This window comes from Phenylobacterium sp., assembly GCF_036263695.1.
GTDB lineage: Bacteria > Pseudomonadota > Alphaproteobacteria > Caulobacterales > Caulobacteraceae > Phenylobacterium.
Genome location: NZ_DATAGM010000215.1, coordinates 1 through 12907 on the forward strand (window position 1 = coordinate 1; position 12907 = coordinate 12907).

Consider the following 12907-nt stretch of genomic DNA (forward strand, 5'->3'; position numbering starts at 1 on the left):
GTTGGGGTGCTTGGCGCGGACGTAGGAGGTGATGGTCCGCAGATCCTCGATCATCAGCGCGTCGCCGCCCCAGACGCCCCGGTTCGGCGAGCGCCCGAAGCCGCGCTGGTCGTACGCGTAAGTGGCGATCCCCTGCTTGGCCCAGGCTTCCCCCGCGAAGTGGAAGGCGTTGGCGTAGTCGTTCATGCCGTGCACGCCCACGATCACCGCCCACGGCTCGCCCTCCGGCGTCCAGGTGCTCAGCCCGAGCGGCGCGCCGTCGAAGCTGACGAAGGTGTCGCCGACGACGTAGGGCTCCTTAAACCACGACGGCGGCTGGCCCGCCTGCTGGGCCAATAGCGGGGAGCAGCCGGTCAGGGCCAAGGCTGCGATCAAAATCAGGAGCCGCCTCATGGGCCGATGATGTCCCGCACGCGCCCGCGAAGGAAGGGCGTCACTTCGTCCTCGAACCACGGATTGCGCTTCAGCCAGCCGGTGTTGCGCCAGGAGGGGTGCGGCAGCAGCAGGTACTGCGGGAGGTAGTCGCGCCAGGCCCGCACCGTCTCGGTCATGTTGGCGCGAACGCGGCCCTTCAGGGCCCACGCCTGAGCATAGGAGCCCACCAGCAGGGTCAGCTCGACGTTCGGCAGGCTGGCCAGCAACCGGGGCCGCCACAGCTGCGCGCAAACCGGCATTGGCGGGTAGTCGCCGCCCTTGGGGTTCGTCCCCGGGAAGCAGAAGGCCATGGCCGCCACGCCGACGGCCGGGTGGCCGTAGAAGGTCTCCCGATCCACCCCCATCCACTGGCGCAGCCGGTCGCCGGACGGATCGTCGAACGGCAGCCCGCTCTCGTGCACCCGCCTTCCCGGCGCCTGGCCGCAGATCAAGAGGCGCGTGGCCTCCGAGACCCGCACCACCGGCCGCGGCTCGTGCGCCAGCTCGCCGGCGCACGCCCGGCAGGCGCGGATCTCGTCCAGGAGGGCGGGCAGGGACATGGGGCGGATGTAGTGTCGGCCCGCGTCCCCGCCACGGTTGCGCCCAATCTCTCGGCATGCTGGGAAGGCTGAAGGACGCTTACGGAGCCACCCATGAAAACCTATCTGCTGATCGGCGCGCTGGTCGCGCTCGCCGGCCCGGCGTTTGCGCAGGAGGCCTGCACGCGGCCGCAGGCGCCCGCCATCGACAGCCAGGCCGCCGCCGCCAGCGTCGAGACCCTGACCGCCGCCAAGCAGCAGACGGTGGATTTCATCAAGGCGTCGGACGCCTTCCAGGACTGCATCCTCAACGACGCCAAGGCGAAGAAGGACAAGGCCAAGGCGAAGAAGGTCGCCTTCGACCCGTCGATCGCCCAGCGGGCCCAGCGCGAGGTCTCCGCCAACCAGGCCGACAAGGAGAAGGTCGGCAAGGCCTACAACGAGGCCGTAAAGGCCTACAAGGCCGCCCACCCGTCGTGATCTCCTGCCGTTATCCCGGCCGGAGCGTAGCGGAGAGCCGGGACCCAGCGGGGGCTGGAGACCTGGGTCCCGGGTCGGCTCTTCGGCCGCCCGGGATGACGAGATGAGCTTGGCATGAGCGGACGATACGTTGCGGCAGTGGGGGCGGTGCTTCTCGCGTGGCCGGGCGGGGCCGCGGCTGAGGGCTGCCAGGCGCTGTCGCCCGGGGTGAACACGCTCAAGGGGGTGCTCGCCGAGGCCGGTGCCCAATACACCTTACGGCTGGAGCGACCGCTATGTGGCGGTGGAGGTCAGGCGGTGGATCTGACCTTCACCGGCGGCGATCCTCGTCGCTTCATCGGCCGGCGGGTGCTGGTCAGCGGGACCTTAGAACCCGCCAGGGCGGGCCGCGGCCCGGTCCTGCAGGTCGGCTCGTTCGCGCCCCTGCCCCAGGTGGCGGCGAACGTCAGCTAGCCTGGTCCGGCAGCCGCATCCGCCACACGCCCTTGAACTTCTCCGGGTCGGCCGGCTTGCCGTGGCGGGTGATCACCAGCTTGCCGGCGCGCGCCAGGCCCACGGCGACGGGGCGCACCTTGCCGAGCTCGCGCCGCCAGCCGGCAGGGTCGACGGCGCGGGCCACTTCCTCCGGCGAAACCGACTTGCCGGGCGGCAGCTTGCTGAGGAGGTCGAAAATCGCGGCCTCCACCTCGGCGCTCATCTAGCCGCCCCGCTTCAGGGTCTCACGGGCGATGACCACCTGCTGGATCTGGCTGGTGCCCTCGTAGATGCGGAAGATCCGCACGTCGCGGTAGAAGCGCTCGATGCCGTGGTCGGCGACGTAGCCGGCGCCGCCGAAGATCTGCACCGCCCGGTCGGCGACCTTGCCGACCATCTCCGAGGCGAAGTACTTGGCCGCGGCCGCCTCCATGGTGACGCTCTCGCCGGCGTCGCGCTTGCGGGCGGTCTCCATGGTCAGGGCCTTGGCGGCCATGGATTCGGTCTTGCTGTCGGCGATCATCCCCTGGATCAGCTGGAACTGGGAGATGGCTTGGCCGAACTGCTTGCGCTCGGAGGCGTAGGCGACGCAGTCGGCGATCAGCCGCTCGGAGACGCCGACGCAGACCGCCGAGATGTGCAGTCGCCCGCGGTCCAGCACCTGCATGGCCACGCGGAAGCCCTGCCCTTCCTCGCCCAGGCGGTTCTCCACCGGCACCCGGACGTTGTCGAAGATGACGTCGCAGATGTGGGCGCCCTGCTGGCCCATCTTCTTCTCGGGTCTGCCGACGGAGAGCCCCGGCAGATTGCGCTCCACCAGGAAGGCCGAGACGCCGCCGGCGCCGGGCTTGGAGGCGTCGGAGCGGGCCATCACCGTGAAGAGGTGGGCCCGGTTGGCGTTGGTGATGTAGCGCTTGGTCCCGTTCAGCACATACACGTCGCCCTGCCGCTCGGCGCGCAGCTGGACGTTGGCGCTGTCGGAGCCCGCCTCCGGCTCGGTGAGCGCGAAAGAGGTGACGATCTCGCCCGAGGCGATGCCGGGCAGGTACTTCGCCTTCTGCTCCTCGGTGCCGAACATCACCAGGCCCTGGCTGCCGATGCCGACGTTGGTGCCGAACGCCGAGCGGAAGGCCGGGCTGGTCCGCCCGAGTTCGATGGCCACCAGGCACTCGTCCTCCATGGAGAGGTCCAGGCCGCCGTACTCGGCGGGGATCGAAAGGCCGTAGAGCCCGAGGCCCTTCATCTCGTCCAGCACGTCCTCAGGCACCGCGTCCTGCTCGGCCACCTGGGCTTCCAGCGGCCGCAGCCGCTCGGAGACGAACCGGCGGACGGTGTCCACCAGCTGGGTGCGGGTATCCATGTCGAGAGGCATTGGGGCGGGTCCGTTGGAGTTGTCGGTTACACAATACCGCTCATCCCGACGAAAGTCGGGATCCAAGCGGCCTCTACGCGGTGGAACTCAGGCCTTGGCCAGCGCCATGGCCGAGCCCTGGCCGACGCCGACGCACATGGTGGCCAGCGCCCGCTCGCCGCCACGTTCCCTCAGCGAGCGGGCGGCGGTGAGCGCCAGGCGCGCGCCGGAAGCGCCCAGGGGGTGGCCGATGGCGATGGCGCCGCCGTTGGCGTTCACGTGCTCGGCGTCGTCCGGCAGGCCCCACGAGCGAGTGCAGGCCAACGCCTGGGCGGCGAACGCCTCGTTGAGCTCGACGACGTCGAAGTCGCGGGGGCTGATCCCGAGCCGGGCGCAGAGCTTCTCCACCGCCGGCACCGGGCCGACGCCCATCACGCGCGGGGCGACGCCGCCGGCCGCGCCGGCCTCGATCCGGGCGATCGGCTCCAGGCCGTACTTCTTCACCGCCGCTTCGGAGGCCAGCAGCAGGGCCGCGGCGCCGTCGTTGACACCCGAGGCGTTGCCGGCGGTGACGGTGCCGTCCGGGCGGACGATGGGCTTCAGGCCCTTCAGGGCCTCGAGGCTGGTGTCGGGACGCGGATGCTCGTCCTGGGCGACGACCACGTCGCCCTTGCGGTCCTTGATGGTGACCGGGACGATCTCGCCGTCGAAGAAGCCGCGCTCGCGCGCCTTGCCGACCCGCTGCTGGCTGCGGAGCGCGAAGGCGTCCTGGTCGTCGCGGGCGATCTGGTAATCGGTGGCGACGTTCTCGGCGGTCTCCGGCATGGAGTCGACGCCGTAGTCCTTTTGCATCTTCGGGTTCACGAAGCGCCAGCCGATGGTGGTGTCGAAGATCTCGGCGCTGCGCGAGAAGGCGCTGTCGGCCTTGCCCATGACGAAGGGCGCGCGGGTCATGCTCTCGACGCCGCCGGTGATCACCAGGTCGGCCTCGCCCGTGGCGATCGAGCGGGCCCCGGTGATGGTGGCGTCCAGGCCCGACGCGCAGAGGCGGTTGACCGTCAGGCCGGGCACCGAGCTCGGCAGGCCCGCCAGCAGCAAGGCCATGCGGGCGACGTTGCGGTTGTCTTCGCCGGCCTGGTTCACGCAGCCGTAGACGACCTCGTCCAGGTCCTCCCAGTCGACCTTCGGCAGGGCCTCCATCAGCGCCTTGAGCGGATGGGCGGCCAGATCGTCGGCCCGCACCTTGGCCAGCGCCCCGCCATAGCGGCCGATCGGCGTGCGGATCCCGGTGCAGAGATAGACGGTACGGCCTTGCATCATCGCTCCTCGCCGACTACCCCGCGCGGCCGGCTGTTGGTTTTCGGCCGGCAAACTAGTGGCGGAACCTTGTGCTCGCAAACGGTTCGCGAGCGCGGGAGGCAAGGGGTTTTCATGGACGGCGGCGAACAGGGCCAGGTCTGGGGCCTGGAGACGATCACCGAAGGCGAGTTCGCCGGCTGGAACCACTTCGTGGGCGGCGATCCGTTCGAGGACCACGCCGGGCCCTTCTACTGGCGCAAGGACGAGGACGGGCGGCCGCGCTGCGCCTTCCGGGCCGAGGCCAAGCACATGAACGGCGGCGGCTTCATGCACGGCGGCTGCATCATGACCTTCGCCGACTTCGCCCTTTTCGTGATCGCAAGAGACGTGCTGACCGACAGCCACAGCGTCACGGCCACCTTCAACGGCGAGTTCGTGGGGTCGGTCCCCGAGGGCGCCCTTGTGGAGTGCACCGGCGAGGTCGTGAAGGCCGGCCGCTCGATGGTGTTCGTCCGCGGCCTGATCACCACCGGCTCCGACCCGGTGATGAGCTTCTCGGCGGTGATCAAGAAGACCGGGCCTCGGACGAAGCGGAGCTGACCTCTTTCCCCCCCCTTCATGGGGTGGGTGGACGCGAGCGAAGCGACGCGGACGGGTGGGGAAGGCTCGGACCGTCAGGGCGCTGACTGTCATCGCCCCTGCAGGCTCGCCACTCCCCCACCCGGTCCCTTCGGGACCACCCTCCCCATCAAGGGGAGGGAAGGCTAAGCTTCGCCATGCCTCGCCTGGAGCCTGCAAGGGCCGCCGACATCGACGAGATCATGCGGCTGGAGCGGCTGCCCGGGAACCAACAGCTCGTGGGCCGTTTCGAGCGTGAAGAGCACGAGCGGGAGTTCAACCTGCCGGGCACGCGCTATCTCGCCTGGCGGGGCGAGGACGGGGCGCTGCTGGGCTTCGCCATCCTCCAACGGTTCGACAACCCGCATAAGAACGTGAACCTGCGCCGGATCATTGTCGCCGAACCGGGTGCGGGGGCGGGCCGCGCCTTCCTGCAGGCGCTGATCGACTGGTTCTTCGAGGCCACCGACCACAACCGGCTCGACCTCAACGTCTATGTCCACAACGAGCGGGCCTGGCGCGCCTACCTGCGGGAGGGGTTCGTCGAGGAGGGCGTGCAGCGCGAGATCGGCATCGGCTGGGACGGCGCGTTCAAGTCGATGAAGCTGATGTCCATCCTGCGGAGCGTTGGGCGGCCCTGCCGAGACGCCTTTCGCATCCTTGAGCGGCGCCATACATCCGGGCATGGCCCTGCTCTCCGTCCTCGACCTCTCCCCCGTCACCGGCGACGCCACCCAGGCGCAGGCGGTGCGCGAGAGCATCGAGGTGGCCAAGGCGGCCGAGCGGCTGGGCTACCACCGCTTCTGGGTGGCCGAGCACCACAACATCGGCGGGCTGGGCTCGCCGGCCCCGGAGATCCTGATCGCGGCCCTCACCCAGGCGACGAGCCGCATCCGGCTCGGCTCGGGCGGGGTGATGCTGGTCAACTACTCGCCGCTGAAGGTCGCCGAGGTGTTCATGGAGCTGGAGGCGCTGGCGCCGGGGCGCATCGACCTTGGCGTCGGCCGCGCGCTGGGGACGGATCCGCGCACCGGCGGCGCCCTGCGCTCCTCGGGCTCGGAGGCGTTCGAGCACTACTTCGCCCTCCTGGCCTCCTGGCTCCTCGACGCCTCCGGCAAGGTCCCCATCGGTCCGGAGCACCCGGCGCACGAAATCCGGGCCAATCCCTCAGGTCCCTCCCACCCGCAGCTCTTCATGCTCTGCTCCTCGGCCGAGAGCGCCGCCTGGGCGGGTGCCTCGGGGGTCGGCATGGTGTTCGCCGAGTTCATCGCCAGGGCCGAGGGCGGGCCGGCGGTGGCGGCCTACCGCGCCTCCTTCCGGCCGGGACCGTTTCTGGAGCAGCCGTGGGCGGGCGTGGCGACTGCGGCGCTGGCGGCCGACACCGCGGAGGACGCGCGCCGGCTGGACGCCCCGCGCCGGGCATCGCAGCTCGCCACCAGCCTGGGCCAGCGGCAGCGGTTCCGTACCGTCGAGGCGGCGGAGACCTTCCTCGCCGAGCACGCCGGCTCCCCGGCGCTGGCCGGCATCGAGCCCGCAGCCTGGCGGGCCATCCGGCCTTCGTCCGGGCCCGGCTGGAGGAGAAGGCGGCGCAGACCGGCGCCGACGAGGTCTTCGTCATGGCCACCGGCCCCAGCCTCGAGGCTCGGATCCGCTCGCTGGAGCTGATCAAGGGCTGAGCGGCGGGTGTTACTGCGCCGCCTTCAGCTCCGCGCTGACCGCGCCCCAGACGCTGCGCGAGCCCTTGAGGTCCCCGTCGACGACCAGGCGGTAGGGGCCGTCGCGGTCGGAGAGGGGCTGGCCGCCCACCTTGTCGGCGAGGATGGCCAGGCCGTTCGAGAAGGCCTTGTCGGTCTCTGCCAGCGATAGGACGGCGGCGAAGCCGTCCTTGGCGCGGACCACGACGTAGGTGCGCATCGCCGGCCCGTGCAGCTTCGCGCCGGCCGGGGCGCCGACCTCGCGAAGGACATAGGCGAGCACCGGGCCCTCGTAGGTCTTCCCACCGCCGAGCTTGACGCTCTCGCGCGGCATGTCGGCCATCTGCGCGGCTGTGAGAGTCTTGGACTTGCCGTCCAGGCCGACGACGGTGAAGTCCTGGGCCGCGGCGAGACCGGGCGTCAGCAGCAGCATAAGAGCGGCGAGCAGGGACTTCATCGATCGGCTCCTCAGAACAGCCCGCTCGGCATCGCGCCGACCAGGGCGGCGGTCATGCAGGTGGCGAGGAAGCCGGCCAGCAGCGCCTTCCAGACCAGGCCGATGATCTCGCTGCGCCGCTCGGGCATCAGCACGCCCATGCCGGTGACGGTGATCCCCACGGAGCCGACGTTGGCGAAGCCGCACAGGGCGTAGGTCATGATGGTGCGGGTGCGCTCGCTCATCTCCTCAGGCGGGACGGCGCCCAGCTGGATGAAGGCGACGAACTCGGTGAGCATCAGCTTGACCCCCAACAGGTAGCCCGCGGTGTCCGCCTCCGCCCACTCGATGCCCAGGCACCAGGCCACCGGAGCGAACAGCACGCCGAGAATCCGCTCGACGGTCAGCGGCCCGCCGGCGACGTCTGGGAAGGCGCCCAGTAGTCCGTTGGCGATGGCCACGAAGGCGACGAAGACGATCAGGATGGCGCTGATGTTGAGCACCACCGAGAGGCCGTCCATGGTCCCCTTGCTGATGGCGTCGATGGAGCTGTCGTACTTGAGAAGGCTGCGGTAGTCGGCGTGCGCCCCGCCCTGCCCCGGCTTCTCCGGCACCATGATCCGGGCCAGCAGCACTCCCGCCGGGGCCGAGATGATCGAGGCCGCCAGCACGTGAGCCGCCGCGTCGGGCAGCACGGGCCGAAGGATGGTGGCGTAGGCGACCATGGTTGAGCCGGCGACCGTCGCCAAGCCCACGACCATCATCAGGAACAGCTCGGAGCGGGTCAGCTTGTCGAGGTAGGCCCGGATGACGATCGGGCTCTCGATCATGCCGACGAAGATGTTGACCGCGACCGCCAGCGCCGAAGCGCCGCCAAGGCCCATGGTGCGCTGGAACAGGAGGCCGAAGCCCTGGGTGATCCATTTCAGGATCTTCCAGTGCCAGAGAAGGGCCGAAAGAGCCGAGATCACCAGGATCAGCGGCAGCACCTGGAAGGCGAAGACGAACAGCGCCCCCTGGTTGGCGACAGGATAGGGCTGATCCCCGCCCGCCATGTAGCCGAACACGAACTGCGCGCCGGTCGCCGTCGCCGCAGCGAGGCCGTCGACCACAGAGTTCACCGCCGCCACAGCGGCTTGCGACCCCGGCAGCGCGAAGAGCAGCAGGACGAGGCCGATCTGGACCGCGATCGCGCCCAGCGCCAGCCGCCAGGGGAACCTGCGCCTGTCATCCGACAGCGCCCAGCAGATCCCCAGGGTCAGGACCAGGCCGACCAGGCTCTGCGCATTCTCCGGTCCGAACATGCCCCGCCCCCGCGCGGCGCCGATTCGGTCGCGCTTACCGCGATTTGAGGGCCTCGCCCTCGCCGCGGCAAGGCGAAGCGTCGCCGCGGGCGCGCCTACTCTGTCGTCTTGCCGTCGAAGTGGTCGTTGTCGTGGTCGCGGTCGGCGTCGGCCTTGGTCTTGTGGACGGTCTTGTCCTTGTGCTCGGGCGGGCCATAGAGGGTGTAGAACTGCAGCGGCTGGCCGCCGGAATTGCGAACGTTATGGCGGGCGCCCGCCGGGACGATGACCGCGTCGTCGTCCTCGACCGCATGCTTCACCCCGTCGATGAACACCTCGCCCGCGCCGGCCTCGAAGCGGAAGAACTGGTCGCGGTCCTCGTGCACCTCCTCGCCGATCTCTTCGCCGGGCTTCAGGGTCATCAGCACCAGCTGGAGGTTGGCGCCGGTGTAGAGCACGCGGCGGAAGTCGCCGTTCTCGGTTGTCAGTTTCTCGATGTCGTCGACGAAGCCCTGCATGGATGTCCTTTCACGGCTTAGGGGCGAGCGGAACGCTTCCGCCCGCACCAGGCTCCCACCCTCAGCGGGCTTTCAGCTCCTTCAGCAGCGCTTGCTGGCCGTAGACCTTGTCCAATGCCTCGGTGATCGCGGCGGTGGAGACCACCACGGTTCGGTTGGCCGTCCCGTCGTAGCCGTAGTTGCCGCCCAGCGAGTGGATGTTGCCGTCGAAGGCGGCGCCCAGCACCTCACCCTTGGCGTTGACCACCGGCGAGCCGGAGTTGCCGCCGATGATGTCGTTGGTGGTGACGAAGTTGAACACCGTCTTCGGGTTCAGCTTGGATTGGGCCTGCGCCCAGCGCGGCGCGAGCTCGTAGGGCTCGGCGCCGGTGGCCCGGTCGTAGAGGCCGGCGAAGTCGGTGAAGGCCGGGACGGTCTGGCCGCGGTGGCTCCAGCCGGCGACCTTCCCGTAGGACAGGCGGGGCGTGAAGGTGGCGTCGGGATAGACGGCGTCGCCGTAGACGGCGAAGCGGGCCTTGGCGATCCGCTCGGCGGCGCGGTCGGTGGGGCCGCTGACCTGGCTCTCCCAGGCGCTACGGGCGGCGCGGGCCACCGGGTCGGTGCGCAGCACCAGCTGGATCATCGGATCGTCCGAGGCCTGGATGGCCGGCAAGCCGCCTTCCCACAGCGCCTTGCGGACGGCGGGGTCGGCCAGCTTGCTGGTCGTGGCCAGCCGCCTGGCCAGCGCCTCGGGGCTGTCCTTGCCGAGCAGCAGCTTCACGGCGGGATCGTCGGTCAGCAGGTACTCGCGGGTCTTGGAGAGCCAGTAGGCGAGCACCAGCTCCTCGAGGGGCGCGTCCACCGGCTGGGCGTCCAGCAGCCCCTTCTGGAGCAGCGGCAGGCGGGCCTCGCCGAACTCCGGCAGCCGCTCGGCCGCCGGCTTGGCCCGCTCCTGGGCGCCGCGCACCAACGTGCGGGCGTAGGCGAAGAGATCGGAGGTCGTCGGCGCGGTCTCCAGCTGGCGGTAGCGCAGGAAGTGCTCAGCGTAGGCGCCCTGCGCCTTGTCGATCTCGCCCCACGGATCGCCGATCTCGGCGGCCAGTCTGGGATCGGCCGCGACCTTGGCCTTCAGCTCGGCCTCGGAGGCGCGCTTGGCGTCCATGAAGGCCCGATCGTTCAAGGCGAACTGGCGACCGTAGAAGACCTTGAAGCTGTTCTCGACGCCTGTGAGGCTGTCGAGGGCGATCCGCTTGTGCTCGGGGTTCTCGGCCGAGAACTGCAGCAGCCGGCCGCGCAGCTCGGAGCGCTGCAACTGGGCGATGGGGATGGCCAGGTCCCTCTGGGTCTCGAGTTGCGAGACGGTCATCAGCCGGTCGGTGGAGCCTGGATTGCCGGAGACGAAAACCGGCTCGCCTTCCTTGGGCGCGCGGGAGACCCAGGTCAGGTGCTGGGGCGTCTTCACCGGCCTGCCGTCCTCGTAAAGGCGCAGGAATCCGACATCGAGGTTGTAGCGGGGGAAGTTGAAGTTGTCGGGATCGCCGCCGAAGAAGGCGCTGGCGTACTCGGGCGCGAAAGCCAGGCGCACGTCGGCGTACTTGCGGTACTTGTAGAGCTTGTACTGGCCGCCCCGGTAGAGGCTGACCACCTGGCAGCGCTCGGTCTTGGAGTCCTTGGCGCAGGCGCTGGATTCCGCCGCGGCGATGGCCGCGTCGCGGGCGCGGACGAAGTCGCCGCCGGTCTTGTCGGCCGTCGCGGCGTTGATCTGGCCGGTCACGTCGGCGATCGACGTCAGCACCTCGGCCTGCATGCCCGGGCAGGTGCGCTCCTCCTCCCGGGACTTCGGCACGAAGCCGTTCTTCACATAGTCCTGCTCGGCCGTGGACAGCGCCTGCTGGCAGTCGATGACGCAATGGTCGTTGGTCATCACCAGGCCTTCGCCCGAGACCACCGAAGCCGAGCAGCCGCTGGTCAGGCGCACCGAGGCGGCCTGCACCGTGTCCAGCCAGCGCTTGTCGATCTTCACCCCATAGGTCTTCTCGACCTGGGCCGACGGGAAGTTGTCGAAGGTCCACATGCCCTCGTCGGCGAAGGCGGGCGCGGCGGCGAAGACGAGGGCGGCCGCGCTGGCGGCGGCGAGAAGCTTGGGGTTCATTCGTGTTCCCGAACGGCGATGGGGCGCAATTTCGTCCCCGGATTGGGCTCCCCTGTAGCTGCGGCGGAGCAGCGTGACCAGACGGGGCGGCGCCCGTTACCCCGATTTAACTCGCGCCCGCCCCGGCGCCTTGCGATAGTCCGCACAACTACAGGGGGAGGCGATGTCGCTGGCGCTGGCCACGCTGGTCTACGAGTGGCGACGCTACATGGCCGCCGTCATCGCGCTGGCCTTCTCCGGCCTGCTGATCCTGGCGCAGGTCGGCATGTTCTCGGGCATCGTCCGCTCGGTCACCGCCACCATCGACCGGTCCCGCGCCGACATCATGATCCTGGCGCCGAAGGCCGAGGGCCTGATCAACGCCGGCAGCGTCGGCCTGCCCCGGCGCATCCAGCCGCAGATCTACATGCACCCGGAGGTGGTGGAAGTCGCCAGCTCCGACGGGGGCGGCGGCATGTGGATGAACCAGCCTAAGGGCGACGCCAAGCGGGTCACCCAGTTCGTGGCGGTCCGCATGGTCGACCCCAGGCCGGGCGCCGTCACCCTGCCGGTGGACTATTCCGATAGCGTCCGGATCGCGCTGCTGGAGCCCTACGCGGTGGCGATCGACGAGACCGCCCAGGCCCGGCTGGGCGTCAAACTTGGGGAAAACGGCTCGATCAACGGCAAGACCGTCAAAGTGCGGGCGATCCTCACCGGCTATGCGGACATCAACCAGGCCACGGTCGTGATGTCCCGCGACACCATGCGGCTGCTGGGGTTCGGCGGCGCGGCGAACAACAACCGGACCGGCCCGCTGATGGTCAGCCTGAAGAACCCGTCCAGGGCCGAGACCGTGCGCGACCAGCTGAACGCCAGGTCCGGCGGCGCCTACCGCGCCTGGACCCTGCCGGAGCTGGCGGACGCCAACGAGAAGGCGCTGATGAGCGAGCAGATCATCGGCATCATGCTGGGTTTTTCGGTCTTCCTCGGCTTCCTGATCGGCATCGGCATCACCTCGCAGACGCTGCGGGGCGCGATCCTGGCCAACATCAAGGAGTTCGCCAGCCTTCGGGCCCTGGGCGTGTCGATGCCGAGCCTGCGGCTGGTGGTGCTTGAGCTGTCGTTCTGGGTCGGCGTGGTCGGCCTGGCGGCGACGGCCCTGTTCACCGCCGGCGTCACCCTCCTGGGCCGCAGCGTCGGGCTGCCGATGAACTATCCGCCCGCGGCGGTGATCGGCGTCACCGTCCTGCTGCTGTTCATCGCCCTGGCCTCCGGCCTGATGGCGCTGGGCGTCCTGAAGAAGAGCCAGCCCGCGGACCTCCTGAGATGAGCACCGCCCTTTCCGCCACCGGCCTGTCGAAGCGGTTCAAGACCGGCCGCACCCACGTCGAGGTGCTGAAGGGCGTCGACTTCGACGCCCTGCACGGCGATGTGACCATGGTCATGGGCCCCTCCGGCTCGGGCAAGTCGACCCTGGTGGCCACCCTTTCCGGCCTGCTGAAGCCGGACGCGGGTCAGGTCACCGCCCTGGGCGAGGAGCTGTGGGACCTGCGGCCCGCGCGGATCGACAAATTCCGCCTCGACCACTGCGGCTTCATCTTCCAGGGCTTCAACCTGTTCGCGGCGCTCACAGCCCTGCAGCAGGTGACCACCGTGCTGAAATACTGCGGCCTGACGCCCGAGGAGGC

General features: G+C 69.8%; 15 protein-coding genes and 1 pseudogene. 7 read left to right on the top strand and 9 right to left on the bottom strand.

The window, feature by feature from the left end; all coding sequences use genetic code 11:
* Both VHK87_RS08680 and VHK87_RS08685 read right to left on the bottom strand, forming a co-directional pair.
* Positions 1-393: serine aminopeptidase domain-containing protein (locus VHK87_RS08680; RefSeq protein ID WP_329634505.1), on the bottom strand; the 393-nt coding region annotated here is incomplete at its 3' end.
* The gene (locus VHK87_RS08685; protein ID WP_329634506.1) at positions 390-974 is read right to left on the bottom strand and encodes a uracil-DNA glycosylase family protein; all 585 of its coding nucleotides are present in this window, start codon (positions 972-974) and stop codon (positions 390-392) included. The genes VHK87_RS08680 and VHK87_RS08685, both read right to left, overlap by 4 nt.
* A 93-nt stretch (positions 975-1067) precedes the next feature.
* Here VHK87_RS08685 and VHK87_RS08690 point away from each other — a divergent pair, with 93 nt between their 5' ends.
* The gene (locus VHK87_RS08690; protein WP_329634507.1) at positions 1068-1433 is read left to right on the top strand and encodes a hypothetical protein; all 366 of its coding nucleotides are present in this window, start codon (positions 1068-1070) and stop codon (positions 1431-1433) included.
* 114 nt (positions 1434-1547) lie between these two features.
* Complete coding sequence (locus tag VHK87_RS08695) at positions 1548-1886, top strand: hypothetical protein (RefSeq protein WP_329634508.1); 339 nt, start codon at positions 1548-1550, stop codon at positions 1884-1886.
* On the opposite strand, the gene VHK87_RS08700 is transcribed toward VHK87_RS08695, so the two are convergent.
* From VHK87_RS08700 to pcaF, 3 genes are all read right to left on the bottom strand, one after another.
* Positions 1879-2130 carry a DUF3253 domain-containing protein gene (locus VHK87_RS08700; RefSeq protein ID WP_329634509.1) on the bottom strand — a complete coding sequence of 84 codons (252 nt, stop codon included), beginning with the start codon at positions 2128-2130 and terminating at the stop codon, positions 1879-1881. The two genes, VHK87_RS08695 and VHK87_RS08700, sit on opposite strands and share 8 nt — an antisense overlap.
* The gene (locus VHK87_RS08705) at positions 2131-3279 is read right to left on the bottom strand and encodes an acyl-CoA dehydrogenase family protein (protein WP_329634510.1); all 1149 of its coding nucleotides are present in this window, start codon (positions 3277-3279) and stop codon (positions 2131-2133) included.
* An 87-nt stretch (positions 3280-3366) separates the two neighbouring features.
* Complete coding sequence (pcaF, locus tag VHK87_RS08710) at positions 3367-4575, bottom strand: 3-oxoadipyl-CoA thiolase (protein ID WP_329634511.1); 1209 nt, start codon at positions 4573-4575, stop codon at positions 3367-3369.
* A gap of 114 nt (positions 4576-4689) precedes the next feature.
* Between pcaF and VHK87_RS08715 the strand changes: the two genes are divergently transcribed.
* The 3 genes and pseudogenes from VHK87_RS08715 (at position 4690) to VHK87_RS08725 (ending at position 6840) form a co-directional block, all read left to right on the top strand.
* Positions 4690-5157, top strand: coding sequence for a PaaI family thioesterase (locus VHK87_RS08715; RefSeq protein ID WP_329634512.1), 468 nt, complete (start codon positions 4690-4692; stop codon positions 5155-5157).
* 221 nt (positions 5158-5378) lie between these two features.
* A pseudogene (locus VHK87_RS19475) lies at positions 5379-5657 on the top strand (GNAT family N-acetyltransferase); the annotation flags it as partial.
* Positions 5658-5859: 202 nt separating this feature from the next.
* On the top strand, positions 5860-6840 hold the full coding sequence (locus VHK87_RS08725; RefSeq protein ID WP_329634514.1) for an MsnO8 family LLM class oxidoreductase: 981 nt from the start codon (positions 5860-5862) through the stop codon (positions 6838-6840).
* Positions 6841-6861: 21 nt separating this feature from the next.
* Here the strand turns inward: VHK87_RS08725 and VHK87_RS08730 are convergent, their stop codons facing one another.
* The 4 genes from VHK87_RS08730 to VHK87_RS08745 all read right to left on the bottom strand — a co-directional run bounded on the left by VHK87_RS08730 (position 6862) and on the right by VHK87_RS08745 (position 11237).
* Positions 6862-7326, bottom strand: coding sequence for a molybdopterin-dependent oxidoreductase (locus VHK87_RS08730; protein ID WP_329634515.1), 465 nt, complete (start codon positions 7324-7326; stop codon positions 6862-6864).
* Positions 7327-7337: 11 nt separating this feature from the next.
* Positions 7338-8609, bottom strand: a complete 1272-nt coding sequence (locus tag VHK87_RS08735; protein ID WP_329634516.1) for a NupC/NupG family nucleoside CNT transporter — start codon at positions 8607-8609, stop codon at positions 7338-7340.
* A gap of 95 nt (positions 8610-8704) precedes the next feature.
* Positions 8705-9106 carry a cupin domain-containing protein gene (locus tag VHK87_RS08740; RefSeq protein WP_329634517.1) on the bottom strand — a complete coding sequence of 134 codons (402 nt, stop codon included), beginning with the start codon at positions 9104-9106 and terminating at the stop codon, positions 8705-8707.
* A 61-nt stretch (positions 9107-9167) separates the two neighbouring features.
* Positions 9168-11237 (bottom strand): S46 family peptidase, encoded by a 2070-nt coding sequence (locus VHK87_RS08745; RefSeq protein ID WP_329634518.1) that lies wholly within the window; start codon positions 11235-11237, stop codon positions 9168-9170.
* Positions 11238-11400: 163 nt separating this feature from the next.
* Between VHK87_RS08745 and VHK87_RS08750 the strand changes: the two genes are divergently transcribed.
* Both VHK87_RS08750 and VHK87_RS08755 read left to right on the top strand, forming a co-directional pair.
* Entirely contained in the window at positions 11401-12549 is a 1149-nt protein-coding gene (locus tag VHK87_RS08750; protein ID WP_329634519.1) for an ABC transporter permease, read from the top strand.
* Positions 12546-12907 (top strand): ATP-binding cassette domain-containing protein (locus VHK87_RS08755; protein WP_329634520.1); only part of this gene is annotated, 362 nt, incomplete at its 3' end. The genes VHK87_RS08750 and VHK87_RS08755, both read left to right, overlap by 4 nt.

Coding starts and splice junctions, on each gene's coding strand:
- VHK87_RS08740 (WP_329634517.1), bottom strand. CDS start 9,106: ATGCAGGGCTTCGTCGACGACATCGAGAAACTGACAACCGAGAACGGC.
- VHK87_RS08705 (WP_329634510.1), bottom strand. CDS start 3,279: ATGCCTCTCGACATGGATACCCGCACCCAGCTGGTGGACACCGTCCGC.
- VHK87_RS08750 (WP_329634519.1), top strand. CDS start 11,401: ATGTCGCTGGCGCTGGCCACGCTGGTCTACGAGTGGCGACGCTACATG.
- VHK87_RS08700 (WP_329634509.1), bottom strand. CDS start 2,130: ATGAGCGCCGAGGTGGAGGCCGCGATTTTCGACCTCCTCAGCAAGCTG.
- VHK87_RS08745 (WP_329634518.1), bottom strand. CDS start 11,237: ATGAACCCCAAGCTTCTCGCCGCCGCCAGCGCGGCCGCCCTCGTCTTC.
- pcaF (WP_329634511.1), bottom strand. CDS start 4,575: ATGCAAGGCCGTACCGTCTATCTCTGCACCGGGATCCGCACGCCGATC.
- VHK87_RS08730 (WP_329634515.1), bottom strand. CDS start 7,326: ATGAAGTCCCTGCTCGCCGCTCTTATGCTGCTGCTGACGCCCGGTCTC.
- VHK87_RS08695 (WP_329634508.1), top strand. CDS start 1,548: ATGAGCGGACGATACGTTGCGGCAGTGGGGGCGGTGCTTCTCGCGTGG.
- VHK87_RS08690 (WP_329634507.1), top strand. CDS start 1,068: ATGAAAACCTATCTGCTGATCGGCGCGCTGGTCGCGCTCGCCGGCCCG.
- VHK87_RS08685 (WP_329634506.1), bottom strand. CDS start 974: ATGTCCCTGCCCGCCCTCCTGGACGAGATCCGCGCCTGCCGGGCGTGC.
- VHK87_RS08735 (WP_329634516.1), bottom strand. CDS start 8,609: ATGTTCGGACCGGAGAATGCGCAGAGCCTGGTCGGCCTGGTCCTGACC.
- VHK87_RS08715 (WP_329634512.1), top strand. CDS start 4,690: ATGGACGGCGGCGAACAGGGCCAGGTCTGGGGCCTGGAGACGATCACC.
- VHK87_RS08725 (WP_329634514.1), top strand. CDS start 5,860: ATGGCCCTGCTCTCCGTCCTCGACCTCTCCCCCGTCACCGGCGACGCC.